A 21,139-nucleotide genomic window follows, 5' to 3' on the forward strand; every position below is an offset into this window, starting at 1 on the left:
GCGCCCACACTCCCACAAGGTGCCACCACCGCCGTGGACAGTCCGGTGAAGCGTGGCGCCGGCAAGGAAAGACCATGAAAGCGGCAGTGTACGAAGGACCGCGGACGGTGACGGTCAAGGACGTTCCCGACGCGAGGATCGAGCACCCCGGCGACATCCTGGTGAAGATCACCACCACCAATATCTGCGGCTCCGACCTGCACATGTACGAAGGCCGGACCTCCTTCGAGACGGGCCGGACCCTCGGCCACGAGAACCTCGGCCAGGTCGTCGAGGTGGGCAAGGCGGTCAGCAAGGTCAAGGTCGGCGACTGGGTGGTCCTGCCCTTCAACATCGCCTGCGGCTTCTGCAAGCAGTGCGAGCAGGGCCTGACCAACTACTGCCTCACCATGCAGCCCAAGCCGGACATGGCCGGCGCCGCGTACGGCTTCGCCGAGATGGGCCCGTACCAGGGCGGCCAGGCGGAACTGCTGCGTGTCCCGTACGGCGACTTCAATGCGCTGCGCCTCGGTGAGGACGCCGCCGAGCGGCAGCTCGACTACGTGATGCTGGCCGACATCTTCCCCACCGGATACCACGCCACCGAAATGGCGGGCGTCAAGCCCGGCGACCAGACGATCGTCTACGGCGCGGGCCCGGTCGGCCTCATGGCCGCCTACTCCGCGCTCCTCAAGGGTGCCGGCCGCGTCTGGGTCGCCGACCACCAACCCGACCGGCTCCGGATCGCCGAGGAGATGGGCGCCATCGCGATCAACACCGCCGAGCAGGATCCGGCCGAGGTCGTCAAGGACGCGACCCTCGGCCTGGGCGCGGACAACGGCTGCGAATGCGTCGGCTACCAGGCCCACGACCCACAGGGCAAGGAAGACGCGACCCTGACCATGAACGGGCTCATCGACTCGGTCCGGTTCACCGGCGGCATCGGCGTGGTCGGCGTGTTCCTGCCCGAGGACCCGGGCGGCGCCGAGGCCCAGGGCGAGCTCGAAGCCCAGGGGAAGGTACCGCTGGACTTCGGCATGCTCTGGTTCAAGGGCCAGCGGGTCGGCACCGGCCAGGCGCCCGTCAAGCGCTACAACCGGGCCCTGCGCGACCTGATCGCCGGCGGCAAGGCCGAGCCGAGCTTCCTCGTGTCCCACGAGCTCAGCCTCGACGAGGCCTCATCGGCGTACGAGCACTTCGACAACCGCGACGACGGCTGGACCAAGGTCGTCCTCCACCCCAACGGCAGCAGTCGCCACGCGTCCACTGCCAAGCGAGGCAGTCGCAGCGCGGGCGGATCCTCCCACCACACCGTGCAGGAACTACGCCAGGAAGCGAAGGCGCAGGGCATCGAAGGCCGTTCCCACATGAACAAGGAGCAGCTGGAGCGGGCCCTCAAGCCTTGAGCACCGGTAGGCAGGGCGGTTCGGCGGCCGTTTGACCCATGGCGCGCAGCAGTGGCCGGGGGCGCTGACCGTCCCGCCCCTCCCATGGCCTCGCGCGTTCATCGTGCGCATACCCGAGGCACCTCGCATTGCCCCGACGCCCGACAGGGGTGCATCGGCCGGCGCGGCACACCGCCAGCCGGATCGAGCCAAAGGGGATGCCAAAGGGGATGCCAAAGGGGATGAATGGCCCGTGTGCGACATCAAATGCGGGTTCGCGGGTAGCCGGACACCATGGACCCCAACAACAACACCCCGCTTCGCGCTGTCGCGCTCGTCTGCACCCTCTCGCCCTCTCCTGCCCCGTCCAGCTCGCAGCTGCTGGCCGAGCAGACGATGGCCGCCCTCGCCGAGCACGGCGTCACGGGCAAGACCATCCGGATCGCCGACCATGACGTGAAGCCCGGTGTGAAGACCGACATGGGCGACGGGGACGCGTGGCCGGAGATCCGGGACACGATCCTGGGCTGCGACATCCTGATCCTGTCGACGCCGATCTGGCTCGGCCACGCCTCCAGCATCGCGCAGCGGGTCCTGGAGCGCCTGGACGCCGAGATCTCCGAGACCGACGACGAAGGCCGCATGCTCACCTACGGCAAGGTCGCCGCGGTGTGCGTGGTCGGCAACGAGGACGGCGCGCACAAGGTCAGCGCCGACCTGTTCCAGGGCCTGAGCGACGTCGGCTTCTCGCTCGCCCCGAACGCCGTCACCTACTGGGTCGGCGAGGCGATGCAGGGCACCGACTACCAGGACCTCGAGAAGACCCCGGAGAAGACGGCCGGCACGACGGCCACTCTCGCCGCGAACACCGCCCACCTCGCCCGCCGCCTCAAGGCAGCCCCTTACCCGGCGAGCTGAACCACAGCCCGCCCCTGCGCACCCCGGAGAGCCGGAGAAACGAATGTCGTCCCACGAAGCACCCCGTGTTTCCGACCCTGTCACCCGCCACCCGCGCCCACCGTTTCCCGACCAGGAGCAGGAACCCCCGGGCTCGACCGAGGAGATGGAGCCCCGCCCGGACCACGGCGAAGGCTCCTACCAAGGCCACGACGTACTCCTGGACCGGGCGGCCCTGGTCACCGGAGGCGATTCCGGCATCGGCAGGGCCGTGTGCCTGGCCTTCGCCCGTGAGGGCGCGGACGTCGTCTTCACCCACCTGCCCGAGGAAGCGGACGAGGCAGCCGAAACCGCACGACTGGTCGGCGAGGCAGGCCGCAAGGCCGTTCCCGTTCTGTGCGACATCCGTGACGAGGGACAGTGCGAGGCCCTGATCGACCGCGCCGTGGGCGAGCTGGGGCGCATCGACATCCTCGTCAACAACGCCGCGTACCAGATGTCCCAGCCCGACGGAATCGAGGCGATCACCACGGAGCAGTTCGACCGGGTGATGAAGACCAACCTGTACGGAATGTTCTGGCTCTCCCGCGCGGCCCTCGCTCACATTCCGCGTGGCGGATCCATCATCAACACCGCTTCGGTGCAGGGCTACCAGCCCAGCCCGCACCTGCTCGACTACGCGATGACGAAGTCGGCGATCATCTCCTTCACCCACGGGCTGGCGCAGATGGTCGCCGAGCGCGGCGTCCGCGTCAACGCCGTCGCCCCAGGGCCGGTCTGGACGCCGCTGATCCCGGCGACCATGCCCGACGTGACGGAGTTCGGCAAGCAGTCGCCCCTGGGCCGAGCGGCCCAGCCGGCAGAGATGGCCCCTGCCTACGTCTTCCTGGCCTCGCCCCAAGCCAGTTACATCACCGGGGAGATCGTCAACGCCACCGGCGGCACACCCCTCCCCTGACCTGCCTCGCTCGGCTGCGCGGGACAAGGGATCCGCCCGGATGGGTGACGCGTCTACGAGGCCGGCTGCCGGCGCCGAACCGGGCAGGCACGCCGGCCGATATAAACCCGTTCGGCGTCTGGTACATCCGCGGATCGCGGGTAGGGGCGGCGCATGACTGCCATCGAAACACTCGCGGCCGAAGGCCAGGCCTCACTCTTTCTCATTTCCGCCGGAGTGGTCCTCGTCGTCCTCCTGATCGGTGCCTTCTGGTACGGCAGCCGACGCAGGCGCCGGGAAGCGCCCCCAGCCGAGCAGAACCCCGCCGCACAGCGCCGCGCGGACTCCTGGCAGACCCCGGAAGAGCACGCGCGCGACCAAAAGGATCAGGAGTATCCCCCACCCGTGAACCCGACCGATCGGGCCGGCTGAACGACTGGAGCAACCGCCCAAGGGCGTCCGTGGCCCCGGGGGCGTCGCCTTCACCTTCGATGATCTTCCACGCCTGTGTGAACACGGCACCCGTGACCAGGCCGCTCGCGGCGCCGATAGCGAGGCCGAGGGGCTTGTATGCGAACGTGTAAGCCTTCATCGGCGACGACCGCGGCTGCGACGGACACGAGCGCGATGATGACGGCGCCCGCGACGAGGAACGGGGTGCGGTTGAGGCGTGCGACCGTCGCCGCCCGGCCGGCCCGTTCCAGCAGCGGGTCAGGGGTTTTGTCCGCCGCGTACTGTCCCGCGCGGGTCGCGCTGTCCCACACCTGCGCCGCGGCCGGATTGTCTTGTCCGGCACGGCTCGGGCGTCTTGTCACGCACCAACTGGGCGGTCGCTCATCGGTGTGCCTTCTCCTCGATCTCCGCCAGGCCGGCCTTGACGCTGTCCAGCGCCTGCTCGGGAATCGGGGCACCTGCCTTCGCTGCCTGCCTCTTCCCCGCCAACCCGGCCGCGGCGGCCGCCGCGGCGAGACCGCCGGTGATGGTGAGGGCCGCCACCCACACCGGCAGGACCAGCGCGACCGCGGCGATGCACGTGGCCATCAGGACCTGGGTGACGAAGAGGCCGAGGACGCCCACTGTGCCGAAGAGACCGCCGCCCTTCCCGAAGCGCTTGCCCTTCCGGGTCATCTCCGCGCGGGCCAGCTGCATCTCCTCATGGACCAGCTCCGCGAGCTGCCGGGAAGCGCGCGAGACCAAGACGCTCACCGAGTCCTCCACCACCTGGCCCTGCCGCTCCACCGTGCTCATGGCCGAGAGTCCTGGACGGGCTGGTGACGGACCTCGAAGCGAGCCGCCATGGCGGATCCTCCTTCTTGAGATGTGCATGCCGTGGTCGTGAAGCGCTTACCCCGTCCTCGCCTCAACACCCGCCCCGCGAGCAGATCGACGCCCTGGGCCGAAGCCGGGCAGGTCCGCCCGTTTCCGCGCCCGCCACGAGGACGCCGCCTGCACCTCGTGCCTCGTGCTCGGACACCGCATGGTCCACCACGCCGTGCATGCGGCCGAACAGCCGGTTGCCATCCGCCGGCCGGACGCGCTCGGGTCCACCGGCCTCAGGACTGAGACCGGCGCTCCCCCATTGGCGGGCCGGTCGTTCGGGTGCAGTCGAGGCCAGGGCGGGATGGCCGCGTGGCAGCGGGTAGGCGTCGTGTATGAACTCACGCACCCTCGACACCTCGCCCGCGGCCGGGCAGACCGCGGCACTCGACACTGCCTCGGCATGGTGGCTGAAGACCCTGGACCGGCTCGAGCGGACAACGGTGGCCGATCCCGCCATCAAGGCGCTGCAGCGGGGAATCCGCTCACTCCCGCTGGGCGGCATGCGCGATCTACTGCATGGCCGGCCGCTGGGCCACCCCGTGCACCCCGTGCTCGTGCAGGTGCCCATGGGATGCTGGCTGTCGGCCTCGGTGCTCGATGTCGTACCCGGGGCACAGCACGCGTCGACCACCCTGACCGCCGTTGGACTGGCCGGGGTGGCCCCGGCAGCGGTGGCCGGCTGGGTGGACTGGGCGGACCTGCCGCCCGAGCAGGCCCGGGTCGGCCTGGCCCACGCGGCCTCCAACGTGGCTGTGGTGGCCTGCTACACCGCGTCCCTGACGGCACGGCTGCGCGGCCGCTCGGCGAAAGGCCGGCTGTGGGCCCTGGGCGGGATGGCCGCCGTTGCCGTCAGTGGTGCGCTGGGCGGGCACGTGGCCTACCGACAAGCCGTGGGAGCGCACGCCGCACCATGAGGAGGAGCTCCACCCCGCCCCGATCGCCGTCGTGACTCCGTATGTTCGAGGCCTCTGACCGACCCGCAGCCCGGCCGGGTTCAGCCCCCCTCGAACTCGAAGACCTCGGCCAACGTGGCTTCCTGTTCCTCCACGTCCCCAGCGCTCCTGGCGATCACCGCGTACCGCCAGGAGCGGCCGTCCGGCGGCGCGTCCGCGTAGAGAACCACGCCCTCGCCGCGCTCCGGGTCAAACGCGAGGCGGGAGGCGCGCAGCCCGGCAAGGGCTCCTTCGAAGTCCATGGGGCTCCGCGTCCGGCCCTTCGACACCGACCACGCCGGGTGCGCGTTGGCCGATCCCGCGGTCAGCCGGAGGACCATGGCGTGCGGTGTGGTCGTGGCCGTGCGACGGATGTTGCTCTCACTCGCGTACCCGACGCCGTCCGCGTCCACCAGCGCGTCGAGCCCGAACGGCCCGGCGTAGCCGTGGTCGATCAGATGGCGGCCCAGGGCCCTCCCCCACTCCTCCAGCTCGTCGGCCACGTGCGCGCAGGACGGCGGCAGCGGAGAGGCGTACCCGGTGAAGGAGCCCTGAGCCGTCCGCATGGCTCCACTGAACAGCGCGTGTGTCCCGGACGCGGTCGCCTCCAGCTGGATACTGACTGACTCGGCCACGTCGAGGCATTCCTCCACCACCCACAGGCCCTCGGGCCCACCGACCGTATCGAGCTGCAGGGTCGCCCCGCCCCTCAGGTCGTCCCGGGACACGAAACGCATCCCGTGCCCTCCCGCCGAACGGTCGGGCTTCACCACGACACCCCCGTGGTCCCGCAGGAGTTCGCGGGCCACGCCTTCGGCCTCCGGGCGCCGGCACATCCGCCCCGCAGGCAGCCGCATGCCCAGCTGCCCGGCCGTCTCGCGGAACCCGGTCTTCGTGTTGAGCAGCATGGTCATCTGCAGCGCGACCTCGGCAGCCTCGACCGTGGGGTACGGATGGACGGCGAGGCCGATGTCCCGGGCGAACGCGATCGCCGACGCGTCCAGCGCCGTCGGCAGCAGCGCCGCACCCCGGTCACCGGCGAGAGCCCGGACGTGCTCGGCGAGGCCGGCCTCGCGCACCGCCCGAGCCAGCGGGACGGCGCCGGCAGGTGGTACCTCGACGACCGCCACCGATTCCGGGGGCACCCCCGTCAGGTCGTACACGTACCGCAGGAACTCCCGGCTCAGCGGCACGGGAGTGACGAACACGTCCCCCGGCCGAAGCAGCCACGCCTTCCGTGGCGCCTGCTGGGCCCACTGCGTCAGGATCTGCCCCTCGTTGAGATCCACCGCCAAGTCCGAGAGGAAGTTCGCGAACACGACGATCGGGCTCGTCTCCGTCACCGCTCTGCTCCTCTGGTCGCCGCGCGGCCGTCCACGGTCAGCCGGGTACCGCCCCACTGAGCCCCTGCCGCGCGCGACCGGGCACGGAACCGGGAAGGGAGACGCCGCCACCTGTGACGTGGAGCCAGGTCGGGGGAACGCTGCCCACGCCTCGGCGGACATGGGCCCAGCCTCTGCCGCACCCACCGCGTCGGCACCCCTTGGCATCCGAACGGGTGACCTCGCTGGGCCGGCTGACGGCTGAACCGGTCAGCTGGAGGCGAGTACGGAGTCGTCGAGGGGGTCCGTGCCGGGCAGCTGGTGGCGGGCGGCGATCAGGGCGGCGTGCACGTCCGTCGTGCCGGTGGCCACGCACAGGGCTCGCTCGACGGCCTCGATCTCCTTGCGTACGGGCGATTCGCCTTCCGCGGAATCGAGTACGGACAGCGCCCAGTAACGGTCGACGAGGCCGGGGAGCACGGCCGGGTGAGCCATCAGCATGGGTGATTGCCTTTCGCCAGCGGATCGATCAAGTGGCCGTCGCCTACCCTGCCGATCGCCGTTGAACCCCCGCCACCGTCTGTTCCGGCCGCGACTCCCCAACGGGCTGGCTCCCCGACTCGAGTAGCGCTGCCGTCGGGTGCCGCAGACCCCGCGCTCCGACGTCAAGGGGCGAAATCGCGCGACGCGCGGGCTCCCGGGTCAGTGCCTGCGTTGGGACGGCATCGGCGCGGTCTGCGTGGCGGTCATGTCGAGCAGGACCTGGAAGCCGAGGGTGACGCCTGGGGGCCGGAGCGGGCCGGGGCGGGCCAGGGCGGGCCGGGGCGGGCCGGGGCCCGTCGTTCGGATGGCGGGCCGCATGAGGGCGGGCAACGGTGAATGTGACGGACGGCGACACGGCCGGGCACAGACCCGGCGCTCGGTGCCGGAAACCGGAAGGGAACGACCATGGCGGACTGGAACGGCACGGATCTGGACAAGGTCGCCTCAGCTGAGGAGCTGGATCTCGCATCCGAACGGGCCAACGGCACCCTGCGCGATCCGGTGACGATGTGGGTGGTCCGCTCCGGCGACCGGCTGTACGTCCGGTCGGTGAAAGGCCCCGACGGCCCCTGGTTCCGGGGGACGCAGTCGCTCCACCAGGGCCGCATCGAAGCCGGAGGAGTCCGGCAGGACGTCACCTTCCACCAGGCCGACCCCGGCGAGTACGCGGGGGTGGACGCCGCCTACCGGGAGAAGTACGGGCGCTACACGAGCATCGTCGAGCACGTTCTGACCGACCGGGCCCGCGCCTCGACGCTGCGCCTCGAACCGCGCTGACGCGCCGTTGGTCGCCCGAGGCACTGCGGCGGCCCCCTTTGCAGCTCACGGAGCTTCCGCATCAACGAAAGGCAAGATCTTCCATGCGTGCCACCCTCATGTACGGACCCGGCGACGTACGGGTCGAGAACGTTCCCGACCCCAGGATCGTCGAGCCCACCGACGCGATCGTCCGGGTCACCCTGGCCTGCGTCTGCGGCTCCGACCTGCACCCCTACCGCTCCATGGACAAGACCGACGAGGGCGTGCCCATGGGGCACGAGTTCCTCGGCGTCGTCGAGGAGACCGGCTCCCAGGTCCGGGACCTGAAGCGGGGCGACTTCGTCATCTCCCCGTTCTCGTACTCCGACAACACCTGTCCGATCTGCCGGGACGGCTTCCACACCGCCTGCCCGCACGGCGGCTGGTACGGCGCCGGCGGCGTCGGCGGCGCGCAGGCCGAGGCCGTCCGGGTCCCGCAGGCCGACGGCACCCTGGTCACGGTCCCCGGCGAAGTCGACAAGGCCCTTCAGCCCTCCCTGCTGACGTTGAGCGATGTGTACCTCACCGGCTACCACGCCGCCCACATGGGCCGGGTCGGGCCCGGCAGAACCGTGACCGTGATCGGCGACGGCGCGGTGGGCCTGTCCGCCGTGCTGGCCTCCCGCCGCATGGGCGCCGAGAGGATCATCCTCATGGGCCGGCACACCTCCCGCACCGACCTGGGCCGCGAGTGGGGCGCCACCGACGTCGTCGCCGAACGCGGCGCGGAAGGCATCGCCCGGGTCATGGAGCTGACCGGCGGCGAGGGCGCGCACGTGGTGCTGGAAGCCGTGGGACTGATGCCGGCCTACGAGCAGGCGTACGGCGTCGTACGCCCGGGCGGGATCATCTCCCGCGTCGGGGTGCCGCAGTACGAGGAGGCGCCGGTCGGCTTCGGGTCGCTGTTCGGGAAGAACGCGGGCCTGACCGGCGGCCCGGCCCCGGTGCGCGCCTACATCGAGCAGGCCATCCCCGACGTCCTGGAAGGCCGCATCGATCCCGGCCGCGTGTTCGACGCCGAGGTCGGACTGGACCAGGTCTCCGACGCCTACCGGGCGATGGACGACCGCAGCCGGCTGAAGGTGCTGGTGCGTCCGTGACCAGCTCGACCTTCGCGCCGGCCGGGCTGCTCGCGCAGGGCGACGAGGTCGCGCCGATCCCCGGCACCAAGCGCCTGTCCCGGGTCGAGGAGAACACCGCCGTCGGCGGGACCCGCTCGGAAGCCCAGGCGCAGATGCTCGAACGCTGACCCCGCTCATCCGCTCCGGCCGCGCAACGACTCCGCATCGAACGGCAAGGAAGACCCCTCATGCAGACCGTCACCCTGAACAACGGCATCGAGATGCCCATCCTCGGCTTCGGCGTCTACCAGATCCCGCCTGAGCAGACCGAGCAGGCCGTCACCGACGCCCTCGCGGCCGGCTACCGGCTCCTCGACACCGCTGCCGCCTATGGCAACGAAGAGGCGGTCGGCCGAGCCGTCAAGAGCAGCGGCATCCCCCGCGAGGAGCTGTTCGTCACCACCAAGCTCTGGGTCCAGGACGCTCCGGCCGAGGACAACGCCCGCCGCGCCTTCGAGACCTCCCTGGCCAAGCTGGGTCTGGACCACGTCGACCTGTACCTGATGCACCAGCCCTACGGCGACGTCTACGGACAGTGGCGCGCGATGGAAGCCGTCAACCGCGAAGGGCTGGCCAAGGCGATCGGCGTCGCCAACTTCTACCCCGACCGGCTCCTGGACGTCATCCTCAACAACGAGGTCACCCCGGCGGTCAACCAGATCGAGACCCACCCCTTCTTCCAGCGCACCACCGACCACGACCTCATGCGTGACCACGGCGTACAGCACCAGTCCTGGGGCGGCTTCGCCGAAGGCAGGAACGACCTGTTCACCCACCCCGTCCTCAGTGAGATCGGCACGGCGCACGACAAGTCCGCGGTCCTTCGCTGGCTTATCCAGCGAAGCATCGTCACGATCCCCAAGACGGTCAGTCCCGACCGGATGGCGCAGAACTTCGACGTCTTCGACTTCGAACTCACCGACGAGCAGATGGTGCAGATCGCCCATCTCGACACCGGCACGACGGTGTTCTTCGACCACCGCGACCCCGAGATGGTGGCCCGGCTCAGCAAGCACCGCCTGGACAGCTGAACGCCGCCCCGGAAGCCGTCCACCGCGACCGCCCCCATCACTCCGATCCGCCACGTCGGCGGCTGGTCGGCCGGATGCGAGGACGGCTGCGAGTGAAGTGCGGTCCGACGGCTTCATCCCCGACGGGGACGGCCGGTGTGGGAGATGGCGGCGCCCGGCAGTCGCTCCACCAGGTGACCGACGCCTTCGCCACGGCCTCCCCTGGTGGCGCGACCCTCGGCCCGGCTTCCACCGCAGCACGCGGATCTCCCCTCCGTGAGCTCTCCCGGCACCGCAGACCCTCAACCCCCGCCCTCGGGCCCCCGGCAAACCTGTCGGAATGAGCACAGCGAGCAGCCATTCAGGCATGACGCTCCCCGGACATCTTCCCCGCGCCCCGTCCAACCAGCATGGAAGCCCCCCCTGACACCGCCTCGGGACGGTGGGGCTCGCCTGCGCGCGCCCCGGGTTATCCCCTCCGGCCGCCCGCCCGGCGCCGTGCCGTCCTGACGCGGCTGCGGAAGACGAGGACGAGGCCGGCGGCGAGCAGTGCGCTGCCGAAGGCGAGGATGATCGGGATTCTGCTGGAGGCACCGGTCTCGGCCAGGGGTCCGGCGTCGTTGTCGGTGTCCTTGTCGGAGCCGGTGTCCAGGGGGATGTCGTCCGCGGCGTCGGGTGCCGAGCCCGGCGCGGCCGGTCCCGGCATCCGGGCCGACGCGGATGCCTGCGCCGACGGGGATGCCGATGCGCCGGACCGGTCGGGTGCGGAGGTCGCCGTGGTGTTCGCAGAGGGCGTGGCCGGCGGCGGTACGGCGGCTCCCGGGGAAATGGCGGTGATGGTGACGTCGTCGTAGTAGTTCACCACGGCCGGTGTGCCGCCTGCCTTGTGCCCCTTCCAGGCCTGCCAGTTGGGGCGGTACAGACCGATCTTGTGGTAAGGGGCGGTGTCCTGGTGATAGCTGTTGGGACCGCGGTGCGATCCCACCTCGGCCCCGTCGAGCCGGGCGGTGATGGAGCCGGTGGTGGTGGGGGTGGACCAGGTGATGTCGAAGGACCACTGGTTCCAGTGTCCGAGTCGTACCGGGCCGAGGTCGTACTTGATCTCGTGCGCCGGCTTCTTGCTCTCGTCCGCCTGCTCTGAACCCGTCTTCCAGTGGACGATCAACATCCAGCGGTCACCCTTGACGGCGAGGACGACCGCGGGATAGGTGCCCGTCCCGCCGTGCCACTGGGAGACGATGGTCTGGGCGTCGTAGCGAATCCAGTCGCCGGGCAGGTAGTTGGCGAAGGTGTAACGGTAACTGCCGTAGGGCACGCGCGCTGTGGCTATCTCCGTGCGGTAGGACTTCCCGTCGTCGGGCATGGCGAACCGGACGGCCTTGCCACCACGCCCGCCGGGTGCGGCCTTGACGTCCACGGTGCCCGTGCCGTCGATGCCCTTGCGGGGAAACGCGGCAGTGGCTCCGGACTCGAACCCGTCCTTGAAGGGGACGGAAGTCAACGCACGGTCGGCGACGGCCTCGGTGGCCCCGAGTCCCACCACCAACACGGCCGCCAATGCTGCGCCGACCCGACGTCTGCGGCTGTAACGCTGGAACATGAACCGTCCTTGAGATGAGGGGGGATGCGGTGGTGACCTGCGGCGCAGCGACCGGTGCCCGCGGAACGAAGGAACAGCGGCTGCCGTCCACGGGCCGGCCGCGCACGGCAGATCACGAGCAATCAGAAACTAACATTTTTGCACGTGTTGGCACATGACATCCTCATCGGACAGTGGAGTCAAGTGCATGCGGAAGGCTGAGATCCGCTCGTAATACTCCAGCTCACCCGGCCCGCGAGGAGGCGGAGCGCCGGTACGCCCTGCCGCCGCCGATACCGCCGTCCCTCCGTGCGCGCGCACCAGGGCCCGCCGACTTCAGCAGCCATTTCGGATTTCTCGACGAGCACGGCAACCCTTTCGCCCCCGGCGGCAACCCCACACCGATCGCCCCCTCTTCACGGAACGGAAACCGCCCATGAGTTCGACCCGCCGCACGGCCCGTCATCGCAGACCGCAAAGGCTCCTGGCCATCGGCGTGCCGCTGGCACTGGCCGCTTCCGGAGTCGCGGCGTACGGGTCCGCCTTCGGACTGGGTGAGAGGGCCGCGGCGGCGGAGGCCTCGGCCTGGGCAACTGCTGCCGCCGACGGGTTCGCCTCGGTCAACGCTCTCGGACAGAACGGTACGTACGGCGGTCGGGATGGCAGGACCGTCACCGTCAGGTCGCTCGCCGACCTCGAGAGGTACGCCACTGCCCCGGAGCCGTACGTCATCGTCGTCGCGGGCACGATCGACATGGCCCCCGTCGGCAAGGAGATCAAGGTCGCTTCGAACAAGACGATCATCGGCTCCGGCACCCTGGGGCACATCGTCGGCGGCGGCTTCTTCCTCGGTCAGGGCGTTCACAACGTGATCATCCGGAACCTGACGATCAGGGACTCGTACCAGGGCGTGTGGAACGACAAGGAGCACGACTTCGACGCCATCCAGATGGACGGCGCCCACCATGTGTGGATCGACCACAACGACCTGCGGCGCACCGCCGACGGACTGATCGACGTCCGCCAGGACAGCACGTACGTGACCGTGTCCTGGAACAGGCTGAGCAACGCCAACAAGGCCTTCGGCATCGGGTGGACCGAGAATCTCGTCACCGACATCACGATCCATCACAACTGGATCCGTGAGACCGAGCAGCGCAACCCGTCCACGGACAACGCCGCCCACGCGCACCTCTACAACAACCTCATGGAAGACACCCCGGGCACGTCCATCACGTCCTCCTACGGCAACTACGCACGCGGCAGGACGCGGATGCTGCTGGAAAACTCCTACTTCCAGGGCATGGGCAACCCCGTGATCAGGGACTCCACTGCCACCCTCGTCCAGCGCGGCAACGTCTTCTCCGGGACGAGCGGACGCAACGAGAGCGGCGGCGGTACGGCCTTCGACCCGAAGACGTACTACGACTACGCCCTGGACGCCGCCGGCAAGGTTCCGGCGCTGGTGAAGTCCGGGGCCGGCCCCAGGAGTTCCCTGGGTGCGGGGGCCTCGACCACCGCTACCGCCAGGACCCTCACCGTCGCCAAGGACGGCACCGGCCGGTACAAGACGGTCCAGGCCGCGGTGGACGCCGTACCCGCCGGCAATCCCTCCCGCGTGGTCATCGCGGTCAAGCCGGGTACGTACCGTGGGACGGTGAGCGTTCCGGCGAACAAGCCGCACGTCACCATCCAGGGTTCGGGCGCGAGCCGCAAGGACACGGTGATCGTGTACGGCAACGCGGCCGGCATGCAGAAGCCGGACGGTTCGGGCACGTACGGTACTCCGGGCAGTGCCACGGCCGCCATCCGGTCGGACGACTCCCGGCTCCGCAACCTCACCGTCTCCAACGACTTCGACGAGGCCGCGAACCAGTCCCTGGACGGCCACCAGGCGGTCGCCCTGCTCACGACCGCGGACAAGATCGTGCTGGACGGTGTCATCGTCACCGGCGACCAGGACACCCTGGAGCTGGAAACGGCGGCGAAGGACAAGCCCGGCCGCGTCTACGTCACCAACTCCTACGTGGTCGGCAACGTCGACTTCGTCTTCGGCCGTGCCACCGCTGTGATCGACCAGTCGGTCATCACCCTCAAGAAGCGCTGGAACGGCACCTCGGCCGGTTTCGTCACCGCCCCGAGCACCCCGGCGGGCCGCAACGGCATCCTCATCAACCGCTCCACGGTCAACGGTGACGTGGCCGCGTCCTCCTTCCATCTCGGCCGGAACTGGCACCCCGGTGGCGACAAGACCGTCGACCCGCAGGTCACCGTCCGCAACTCCACCCTCAGCGCCGCGATCAAGCGCACTCCCTGGACCGACATGGGCGGCTTCTCCTGGAAGGACGACCGCTTCGCCGAGTACATGAACGTCGGTCCGGGTGCGGGCTCGAAGAGCGCCGACCAGCCGCACCTGACCGACTCCCAGGCCGCGTCCCAGGAGGTCTCGGACTGGCTGGGCGACTGGACCCCGTAGACCGGTGGGAGAAGGGGGCCCGTCCGACGCGGTGCGCGGGGGGGCCCGAGGCTCCGTCAGCTCTTGGCGCCCACCGCCGGGCGGAACGTTCCGGTGACGGTGAGCTGTTGCCCCGTCCTCGTGGCGGCCGTCGCGGTGTAGGCGTCGGCGGTCGCGGGTCGCGAGCCCGCGGCGTGGTTGTACTGGACGGCGAAGACGTGCTGTCCCGGGGGGATGGTTCGGCCCGGCTTGAGGGTCCACCGGTAGGTGAGGGTGCCGCCCTCGTCGGTGGTGGTCAGGGTGAAGTCGCCCTCGGGCAGGGTCCGCCAGGCGCCGGTGGACACGACGCCGCCCGTCTGGGCGATGCGGACCTCCAGCGTGAGCGCATCCAGGGGCGCACCGGTCTGGAGGGTGATGTCGGACTGGGACCAGTAGGCATTGACGTGGGGGTCGACGGCGCCGTCGGAGCGGAGCGGACCGTCCTGGGTGCGGGGCGGTACGGGAGGGGCGGAAGGGGTGAGGGCACCGTCTGCCGCGGACGGGGGCGCCGGCTCTGCCGGGGTCGTGGCGGCTGCCCGTCCGGAGTTGTTCGTGTGGACGGTGGTGGCGATCGTGTATCCGCCCGCCACGAGCGCTGCCGTCGAGGCGAGGGTGACGAGGGTGACGCGGGGCCAGGACAGGGGCCGGGCCGCACGGCGGCCGGGACGGGGGGTGCTGGACATGCCGTGCCGGACGCGCTCCAGCATTCCGTCCCGGTCGGGTTCGTGAGCCGCCGCCGCATCCCGGAGCCGGCGCTTCAGGTCCTGCATCACTTCCTCGTTCCGGTCAGTTCTTCGGCGGCCTGCGCACCGAGGAGGCGTTGCAGTTCGGCCATGGCCTTGGAGGTCTGGCTCTTCACCGTACCGACGGACGTCCCGAGGGCGAGGGCGGTGTCCTTCTCCGACAGGTCCAGTGCGTGGCGCAGCACGACGCACGCGCGTTTGCGGAACGGCAGGCGCGCCAGCGCGCGGCGCACGTCCATGACGGCATCCACGTCGGGGTGCTGCGCGCGGCCCGGCAGGCTCGTCCAGAAGAGGTGGATGCGGCGCCGTTCGCGGGTGACGGCGCGGATGCGGGCGCGGGCCATGTTGGTGACCACGCCGCGGGCGTAGGCCACCGGGTGGTCGGCTCGCTGGACGCGGTCCCAACGGTGCCAGAGCGCCACGAAGGCGTCGGCGGCCAGGTCGTCGGCGGTGTCCGCGTCGCCGGTGAGCAGATGGGCGAGGCGCGCCAGTTCGGCGTGGTGGCGCTCGAAGAAGTCGTGGAACTCCGCGGACGCGTCGTCGAGGGCCATACCGGAGCCTCCGTGTGGTGTGTCCGTGCTCCTGCCCGAGTCAGTGCCGGTGTTCGTGCCCGCCGGTGGGGACGGGGGCGGTGAGCGTACCAACCGTTCGGTCCGCTCTCTCCTGGTGGGGTGGGGCGGTCGTTGCGTCCTCGGCGGCTCGCCGCGGTGTCCGGGCGGGGCAGGCGCGCCCGCCCGGACACCGGGACGGTGGATCACTTCAGGACGCCCGCGCCCGCACGGCGGGCGAGGGACGTGGGCAGGCTCGCAGCCGAGGCCTCCAGCCCGCTCGCGAGGGCGGGCTTCCACGCCACCTCGGGCTTGATCTTCTTCTTGTTCGCGGCGTTGTGGGCGGCGACGAGGTCGGTGACCGTGCCGTTGACCATGTTCCCGCTGCCGGCGAAAGCGCCCGTGCCGTCGCCCGACAGGAGTTGGGACGTCTTGCGGTCGGAGGAGAGCGTCCAGTGGTTGTTCTGCGCCACGATCTGGACGCCGGCACGCGCGTTCACGCTGTAGCTGTGGATGTAACCGTCCCGCGGGGTGGTGTCGAAGTGGTTGTTGTAGAGGTGGACCTGTCCGACCCGGGCTGGCGGTGCGCGCTGCACGATGCCCTGGAAGACGTTGTGGTGCAGGGTGACACGGAGTTTGGAGTCCTTGTCACTGCTGCCGATGAGCATGGTCTTGTCGTGGTCGGCGAACCGGTTGAAGGAGACGGTGACCAGGTCCGAGGCGTTGGTGATGTCGAGGGCCCCGTCGTGCACCTGGTACTCGCGGCCGAAGTGGCGGGGGTTCGAGGCGTCGAAGTGGGGGCTGTCGGTGAACGAGTTGTGGTCGGCCCACACGTGCGTCGCCCCCCGCAGGGTGACGGCATCGTAGGCGGAGTTCCAGTTGCCCTCCGAGCCGTCCGTGGGGTCCCACTGGGGGAAACAGTCACGGGTGTCGGCGAAGGTCAGGTTGCGGATGATGACGTCGTCCGCCTTCTGCACCAGAAGACTGCCTCCGTTGATGCCCGCGTCGGTGCCGGGCACACCGATGATGGTGGTGTTCGACGGCACGGCGATGCCCACCCGCTCGGCCTGCTTCGCCTGCGCCGCCGCCCGCGCAGACTCCTGCGCGCCGGACGGCAGCTTGGACCGACCCCATACCGCGGGGTCGTAGGCCTTGAGGTAGGCGGCGAGCGTGTAGCCCGTGCCCTTCGCGTAGTCGGTGCAGGTCAACGGGCGGCCCTGATCGTCGGTGTTGGCGTCGATCCGGCCCTTGACCCGAATGATCCTCGGGACGCCGGACGGGCCGGCGCGGAGCGCCTTGACCAGCTCGGCCCGTGTGGTGACGGTGGTGTCGTGCTGGGCGTCGGCGGCCTGTCCGCCGGTGGTGCCGGAGCCGCTCGAGGCCCACCCGTCCTTTGCGGCCAGGGCGGCGCGGGCGAGATCGACGGCACCCGCGTCGGCACGCGTGGCGAGCGGCAGGAAGCCGAGACCCGCCGCGGTGACGAGTCCCGTGGTGACCAGTGCGAGACGGCGACGGGCGGGGAAGCGGCGGTGAGAGGAAGGGCGCATCGGGTGGTGTTCCTTGTACGAAGGTGGAGCAGGGTACTGCTCTGTCTCCCTTCAGTTGCCGCCGCACCCGTCGAGGTTGCCGGGGACGGGAGGAAGGTCGTGCGAGGTGCGTCACACGATGCGCGAGCCGTACGGAACCAGGAGGTTCCGTACGGCTCCCGTTGTCATGGGCGGTGCGTCACAGCGCCGGGTGGGCGTTGTTCAGGAGCTCCTGGAACTGGGCCGAGAACCACTGGCCCGAGAGCGGCGCGTTCGGGAGGGACCCCGACATGCTGTTGCCGTTGCGGGCGTTGCCCGTGTACGTCGGGTCGCACATCCGGTCGAATCCCTTGCCCTCGTTGTTCGGGATCTCCTTGCTCGCCCCGTCCGACTCGCCCGGCGGCTTGATCCACACGTACGCGTCGATGCCCGCGGCCGGTGCCGCCTGCGGCCTCTCGCCGAGCCCGGCACCCGACTGGTTGCACCAGTTGCCGAGGTGGATGCGCCGGTCGTAGCGGCCGCCGTTGACGTACGTGTCGACGTTGGTCAGCGCGCCGGGTCCGGTCGGCCTGGCCGTGCCGCCCCAGCCGTTGCGGGAGGTGTCGATCAGCATGCCGAGGTTCGCGTCGAACCCCAGGGAGACCAGCTTGGACCGCATGGCCTGGGCGTACGACAACTCGTCCGTGTACCGGTTCCAGTCGACCCACTTCGACTGGCGTACGGACGTGCCGTTGACGGAGTCCTCGATCCTGAAGTGGTCTTCCTTCAGGGCGCTGTAGTTGGCCGTGTTCACGATGAAGCCGTGCACCTTGGAGAGCGTGGAGCCCTCGGCCGTGGCCGCCTGCCTGAACGTCTCCGCGGAGGCGCCGAAGTTGTCGTCCCAGCCGAGCCACCCGTGGTGGCCCGCGTCCACGTAGTTGTAGACGTTGGCGATCGAGCCCAGCTTGTTCAGCGCGTAGCCGACGCCCTTGATGTAGTTGCCGTTGTTCTTCATCGCATCGCAGTTGGCGGTGGCCGTCGGGCGTCCGGAGACGTTGGTGACGAGGTTCGGCAGGGAGTCGATCTCGACGGTGGTGACGATCCGCAGACCGGCGTACTTGGAGTCGGCGAGGATCGTGGCGATGGGGTCGATGTACTGGGTCTTGTACTTGTCGATCTCCGTGGGGCCCAGTTCGCCGTTGGAGGCGAGAGCGGCGCAGTCCCGTCCCGGCAGGTTGTAGATCACCAGTTGCACGACGAGCTCGCCGCTGCCCTTCTGTGCCAGAGCCGCGTCCAGGTGGGCGCGCAGACCCATCCCGCCGTTCACGCCCTGGATGGCGGCGGTGCGGTCCAGCCAGACGCCGGTGGGCTGGTTCGACACCTTGGTGCCGCCCGGCTCGGCGGCCGCCTTCGCGGACCACTCGGGGTTCACGTACACCTTGGCGCCGGCGTACGGGTTGTCGGCCTTGCCGCCGGAGGGCGGCGGGGTGGTGGGCGGCGTCGTCGGCGGAGTGGTCGGCGGCTCCGTCGGCACGGTGGTGCCGTTGCAGGTGACGCCGTTGAGCTTGAAGGTCGCGGGGACGGTGTTGGTGCCGCTGTACGAGCCGTTGAAGCCGAAGGACGTCGAAGCGCCCGTGGCCAGGGACCCGTTGTAGGAGACGTTCTTGGCGGTCACGGCCGAACCGGACTGGGTGAGGGTGGCGTTCCAGCCCTGGGTGACCTTCTGGTCGCCCCCGTAGGACCACTCGAGGGTCCAGGCGGCGACCGGATCGCCGGTGTTGGTGACGGTCACATGGGCACCGAACCCGGTGTTCCACTGGCTGGTGACCTGGTACTCGACCTTGCATCCGGCGGTAGCGGCGCCGGCGGTGGTGCCGAACACGGTGGCGGTGGCGCCGGCGGCCGTGACGAGGCCGATGGCTGCCAGCAGGGCGGTGCGGCTCGTCGGGCGTGCGGTTGTGCGGCTCATTTCGTGGGGTGCCCTTCAGTTCAGGGCGCGCAGGTGATCGCGCAGCCCGGTGCCGAATGCGGTGGGGGTTCCGTCGTACGAGGTGATCAGGGCCGGACCGGAGTTGCAGTTCCAGGTGTTCCAGGTCCAGCCGAGATACGAGAGCGAGCGGTCGTCGAACCACTTCATGACGTGGTCGATGAACGCGTGTCCGCAGGTGTTCTCACCGATCTCGCCCGCCACCAGGGGGACCCGGGCGGCGACCGGGGCAAGGGAGGACTGCCAGCACGCCTCGTTGGAACAGGTGTTGAAGTTGTAGACGTGCCAGGCCGCGGCCAGATTGCCCGTCGGGTCGACCGGCGAGTGGGTGAGCCACTCGCTCAGGTCGTTGGAGTACGCGATGCCGGGCACGAGGACGAGATTGCGGGCTCCGGTCGCACGGACCGAGTCCACCAGGTCCTGCATGCCGGCGACCTCGTATCCGATGCCCGGGCACGTGCCGCCGTCGCGCCAGCAGGACCAGGGCTGCCCGGTGGCGGGGGTCGCCCGGTCGGGGTACGGCTCGTTGAACAGGTCGAAGACCACCCGCCGGTCGGTCTTGAAGGCGTTCGCCACCGAGGTCCAGAACGCCGGGGCGTACTGGGCGTCCGGCATCGGCTTCTGGCAGGAGGCGTGGACGTCCGAGCACCCTGAGGAGTTGCCGGTGTACTGGCCGTACGTCCAGTGCAGTTCGACGACCGGAGTCATGCCGTGCGCGAGGACGCGGCTGACCAGGCCCCTGACGGCGTCGACGTAATTACTGCCCCGGTACTCGGGCTTGATGTTGTCGAGGCCGAGCCAGCACTCCTCGTTGAGGGGAATGCGGACGGTGTTGGCCTCCCATTCGGCGATGGCGCGCAGCGAGGCGTCGTCGACGGGACCGTCGAAGATGCCGTGGCCTTGGACGCACATGAACTCGGCCCCGGACCGATTGACACCGAGGAGGCGACGGGTGGCGCCGTTCTGGTCGGTGAGGCGGTTTCCGGTGACGCTCAGCTCGGGCGCCCCGGAGACCGGGCCGGGGGGATCGGTAGGGCCGGTGGGTGTCGGCGTGGGTGTCGCGGTCGGGGTCGGGGTCGGGTTGGTGGGGCCTGGCACGGCGCTGCAGGCCGCGCCGTCGAGCGTGAAGGTGGTGGGCGCGCTGTTGGAGCCCGACCAGGAGGCGATGAAGCCGACGGTGACGCTGGCGCCCGTGCCGACCGTCCCGTTCCAGCTTTCGTTCAGGGCTGTGGCGCTCGCCCCGGACTGGGACCACTTGGCGCCCCAGCCCTGACCGATCTCCTGACCGCCGGGGAAGCTGAAGCCGAGAGTCCAACCGTGCAACGTCGCACTGTTGTTGGTGAGGGTGACGGACCCTTGGAAGCCGCCGGCCCAGGAGCCGACGACGGAGTACTGAACGGTGCACAGGGGTGCGGCCGCTGCTCCTGGGGCCGTACCCACCACTGCGAGAGCAGTGCTCGCCAAAGTGAGCACCGCTCCGCCGAGCAACGCGGACAAACGCGGGGGATGTCGCATGAGCGACTCCTTGCAGCGAGGGCGCGCTCTGACGGCGCGCCGACTGACGGAATCGCTCCCACTGGTTGGGGCCAGACCGTAGCGCCAACTGTCGCCCGGCGAAAGAGAAGCCGTCGAAAATTCTCACGGGCCCGCCTTCGTTTCTTCGCGCGTCTTGACGTCGTAGCGCCGTGTGCGCACAGTGGGAGCGCTCCCACTGGTTCAAAGCTTGTGCTCACGCTCTCCACACGCCCCGCACTTTCCCGAGTCGCGAGGAGAACGATCCGCATGCGCCAGACACCTGCCGTCCGGACGAGCCGGACGATGCAGCCCGGTAACCGCGATCCCGCCAGCCGGCTCCCTCCCCCTCGGCCTCACCGCGCCGGAACCACCCCGGCCGAAGCCGAGGCGGTCCGGCGCAGAGCCGGCTACCGGCCCGGCAACGGGGACCCGGCTCCACCGCTGAGGATCGTCGCCCACATCGTCACCGCGTGCTGACACGTCCGTGAACGCATCCGGCCCGTCAGCCGCACGCGCCGACCCCG

The 21,139-nt window shown here is 70.1% G+C and carries 19 protein-coding genes and 1 pseudogene; 10 read left to right on the forward strand and 10 right to left on the reverse strand.

The genetic code is table 11. The features are described 5' to 3' along the window. The first annotated feature begins 74 nt into the window (after nt 1-74). The 4 genes from ACGFZK_RS03360 to ACGFZK_RS03375 all read left to right on the forward strand — a co-directional run bounded on the left by ACGFZK_RS03360 (nt 75) and on the right by ACGFZK_RS03375 (nt 3,630). Nucleotides 75-1,385, forward strand: coding sequence for a glutathione-independent formaldehyde dehydrogenase (locus ACGFZK_RS03360; protein ID WP_393847117.1), 1,311 nt, complete (start codon nt 75-77; stop codon nt 1,383-1,385). 273 nt (nt 1,386-1,658) lie between these two features. Then, nucleotides 1,659-2,282, forward strand: coding sequence for a flavodoxin family protein (locus ACGFZK_RS03365; RefSeq protein ID WP_393847118.1), 624 nt, complete (start codon nt 1,659-1,661; stop codon nt 2,280-2,282). 43 nt (nt 2,283-2,325) lie between these two features. Beyond that, nucleotides 2,326-3,219 (forward strand): SDR family oxidoreductase, encoded by an 894-nt coding sequence (locus ACGFZK_RS03370; protein WP_393847119.1) that lies wholly within the window; start codon nt 2,326-2,328, stop codon nt 3,217-3,219. Nucleotides 3,220-3,372: 153 nt separating this feature from the next. Beyond that, nucleotides 3,373-3,630 carry a DUF6479 family protein gene (locus tag ACGFZK_RS03375; protein WP_393847120.1) on the forward strand — a complete coding sequence of 86 codons (258 nt, stop codon included), beginning with the start codon at nt 3,373-3,375 and terminating at the stop codon, nt 3,628-3,630. A 34-nt stretch (nt 3,631-3,664) separates the two neighbouring features. On the opposite strand, the pseudogene ACGFZK_RS03380 reads toward ACGFZK_RS03375, so the two are convergent. Continuing rightward, nucleotides 3,665-3,790, reverse strand: a pseudogene (locus ACGFZK_RS03380) (DUF4235 domain-containing protein); the annotation flags it as partial. 242 nt (nt 3,791-4,032) lie between these two features. Continuing rightward, nucleotides 4,033-4,446, reverse strand: coding sequence for a phage holin family protein (locus ACGFZK_RS03385; protein ID WP_393847121.1), 414 nt, complete (start codon nt 4,444-4,446; stop codon nt 4,033-4,035). Nucleotides 4,447-4,850: 404 nt separating this feature from the next. On the opposite strand from ACGFZK_RS03385, the gene ACGFZK_RS03390 reads away from it, so the two are divergent. Then, nucleotides 4,851-5,432 (forward strand): DUF2231 domain-containing protein, encoded by a 582-nt coding sequence (locus tag ACGFZK_RS03390; protein ID WP_393847122.1) that lies wholly within the window; start codon nt 4,851-4,853, stop codon nt 5,430-5,432. Between the two features lie 80 nt (nt 5,433-5,512). On the opposite strand, the gene ACGFZK_RS03395 is transcribed toward ACGFZK_RS03390, so the two are convergent. Further along, the gene (locus ACGFZK_RS03395; protein WP_393847123.1) at nt 5,513-6,793 is read right to left on the reverse strand and encodes a peptide ligase PGM1-related protein; all 1,281 of its coding nucleotides are present in this window, start codon (nt 6,791-6,793) and stop codon (nt 5,513-5,515) included. A gap of 249 nt (nt 6,794-7,042) precedes the next feature. After that, entirely contained in the window at nt 7,043-7,273 is a 231-nt protein-coding gene (locus ACGFZK_RS03400) for a DUF5133 domain-containing protein (protein WP_393847124.1), read from the reverse strand. A 447-nt stretch (nt 7,274-7,720) separates the two neighbouring features. On the opposite strand from ACGFZK_RS03400, the gene ACGFZK_RS03405 reads away from it, so the two are divergent. The 4 genes from ACGFZK_RS03405 (at nt 7,721) to ACGFZK_RS03420 (ending at nt 10,265) form a co-directional block, all read left to right on the forward strand. Beyond that, on the forward strand, nt 7,721-8,092 hold the full coding sequence (locus ACGFZK_RS03405) for a DUF2255 family protein (RefSeq protein WP_393847125.1): 372 nt from the start codon (nt 7,721-7,723) through the stop codon (nt 8,090-8,092). Nucleotides 8,093-8,175: 83 nt separating this feature from the next. Further along, nucleotides 8,176-9,213 (forward strand): alcohol dehydrogenase catalytic domain-containing protein, encoded by a 1,038-nt coding sequence (locus ACGFZK_RS03410; RefSeq protein ID WP_393847126.1) that lies wholly within the window; start codon nt 8,176-8,178, stop codon nt 9,211-9,213. Further along, nucleotides 9,210-9,362: a hypothetical protein gene (locus ACGFZK_RS03415; protein ID WP_393847127.1), complete on the forward strand. Its 153-nt coding sequence runs from the start codon at nt 9,210-9,212 to the stop codon at nt 9,360-9,362. Before ACGFZK_RS03410 ends, ACGFZK_RS03415 begins: the two co-directional genes overlap by 4 nt. A 60-nt stretch (nt 9,363-9,422) precedes the next feature. Continuing rightward, complete coding sequence (locus tag ACGFZK_RS03420; RefSeq protein ID WP_393847128.1) at nt 9,423-10,265, forward strand: aldo/keto reductase; 843 nt, start codon at nt 9,423-9,425, stop codon at nt 10,263-10,265. A 448-nt stretch (nt 10,266-10,713) separates the two neighbouring features. On the opposite strand, the gene ACGFZK_RS03425 is transcribed toward ACGFZK_RS03420, so the two are convergent. Beyond that, nucleotides 10,714-11,844: a polysaccharide lyase gene (locus ACGFZK_RS03425; protein ID WP_393847129.1), complete on the reverse strand. Its 1,131-nt coding sequence runs from the start codon at nt 11,842-11,844 to the stop codon at nt 10,714-10,716. Between the two features lie 415 nt (nt 11,845-12,259). Between ACGFZK_RS03425 and ACGFZK_RS03430 the strand changes: the two genes are divergently transcribed. Beyond that, nucleotides 12,260-14,299 (forward strand): pectinesterase family protein, encoded by a 2,040-nt coding sequence (locus ACGFZK_RS03430; protein ID WP_393847130.1) that lies wholly within the window; start codon nt 12,260-12,262, stop codon nt 14,297-14,299. A gap of 56 nt (nt 14,300-14,355) precedes the next feature. On the opposite strand, the gene ACGFZK_RS03435 is transcribed toward ACGFZK_RS03430, so the two are convergent. The 5 genes from ACGFZK_RS03435 to ACGFZK_RS03455 form a co-directional block, all read right to left on the reverse strand. After that, nucleotides 14,356-15,087 carry a hypothetical protein gene (locus ACGFZK_RS03435; protein WP_393847131.1) on the reverse strand — a complete coding sequence of 244 codons (732 nt, stop codon included), beginning with the start codon at nt 15,085-15,087 and terminating at the stop codon, nt 14,356-14,358. Next, nucleotides 15,087-15,611: a SigE family RNA polymerase sigma factor gene (locus tag ACGFZK_RS03440; protein ID WP_393847132.1), complete on the reverse strand. Its 525-nt coding sequence runs from the start codon at nt 15,609-15,611 to the stop codon at nt 15,087-15,089. The genes ACGFZK_RS03435 and ACGFZK_RS03440 overlap by 1 nt, the downstream gene beginning before the upstream one ends. Nucleotides 15,612-15,814: 203 nt before the next feature. Then, nucleotides 15,815-17,155 (reverse strand): polysaccharide lyase family 1 protein, encoded by a 1,341-nt coding sequence (locus ACGFZK_RS03445; RefSeq protein WP_393847133.1) that lies wholly within the window; start codon nt 17,153-17,155, stop codon nt 15,815-15,817. A gap of 178 nt (nt 17,156-17,333) precedes the next feature. Continuing rightward, on the reverse strand, nt 17,334-19,082 hold the full coding sequence (locus tag ACGFZK_RS03450) for a glycoside hydrolase family 6 protein (protein WP_393847134.1): 1,749 nt from the start codon (nt 19,080-19,082) through the stop codon (nt 17,334-17,336). A gap of 15 nt (nt 19,083-19,097) precedes the next feature. Then, on the reverse strand, nt 19,098-20,615 hold the full coding sequence (locus tag ACGFZK_RS03455) for a cellulase family glycosylhydrolase (protein WP_393847135.1): 1,518 nt from the start codon (nt 20,613-20,615) through the stop codon (nt 19,098-19,100). Between the last annotated feature and the right edge of the window lie 524 nt (nt 20,616-21,139).

Origin of the sequence: Streptomyces sp. NPDC048257 (assembly GCF_043201855.1) — a bacterium.
Lineage (GTDB): Bacteria > Actinomycetota > Actinomycetes > Streptomycetales > Streptomycetaceae > Streptomyces.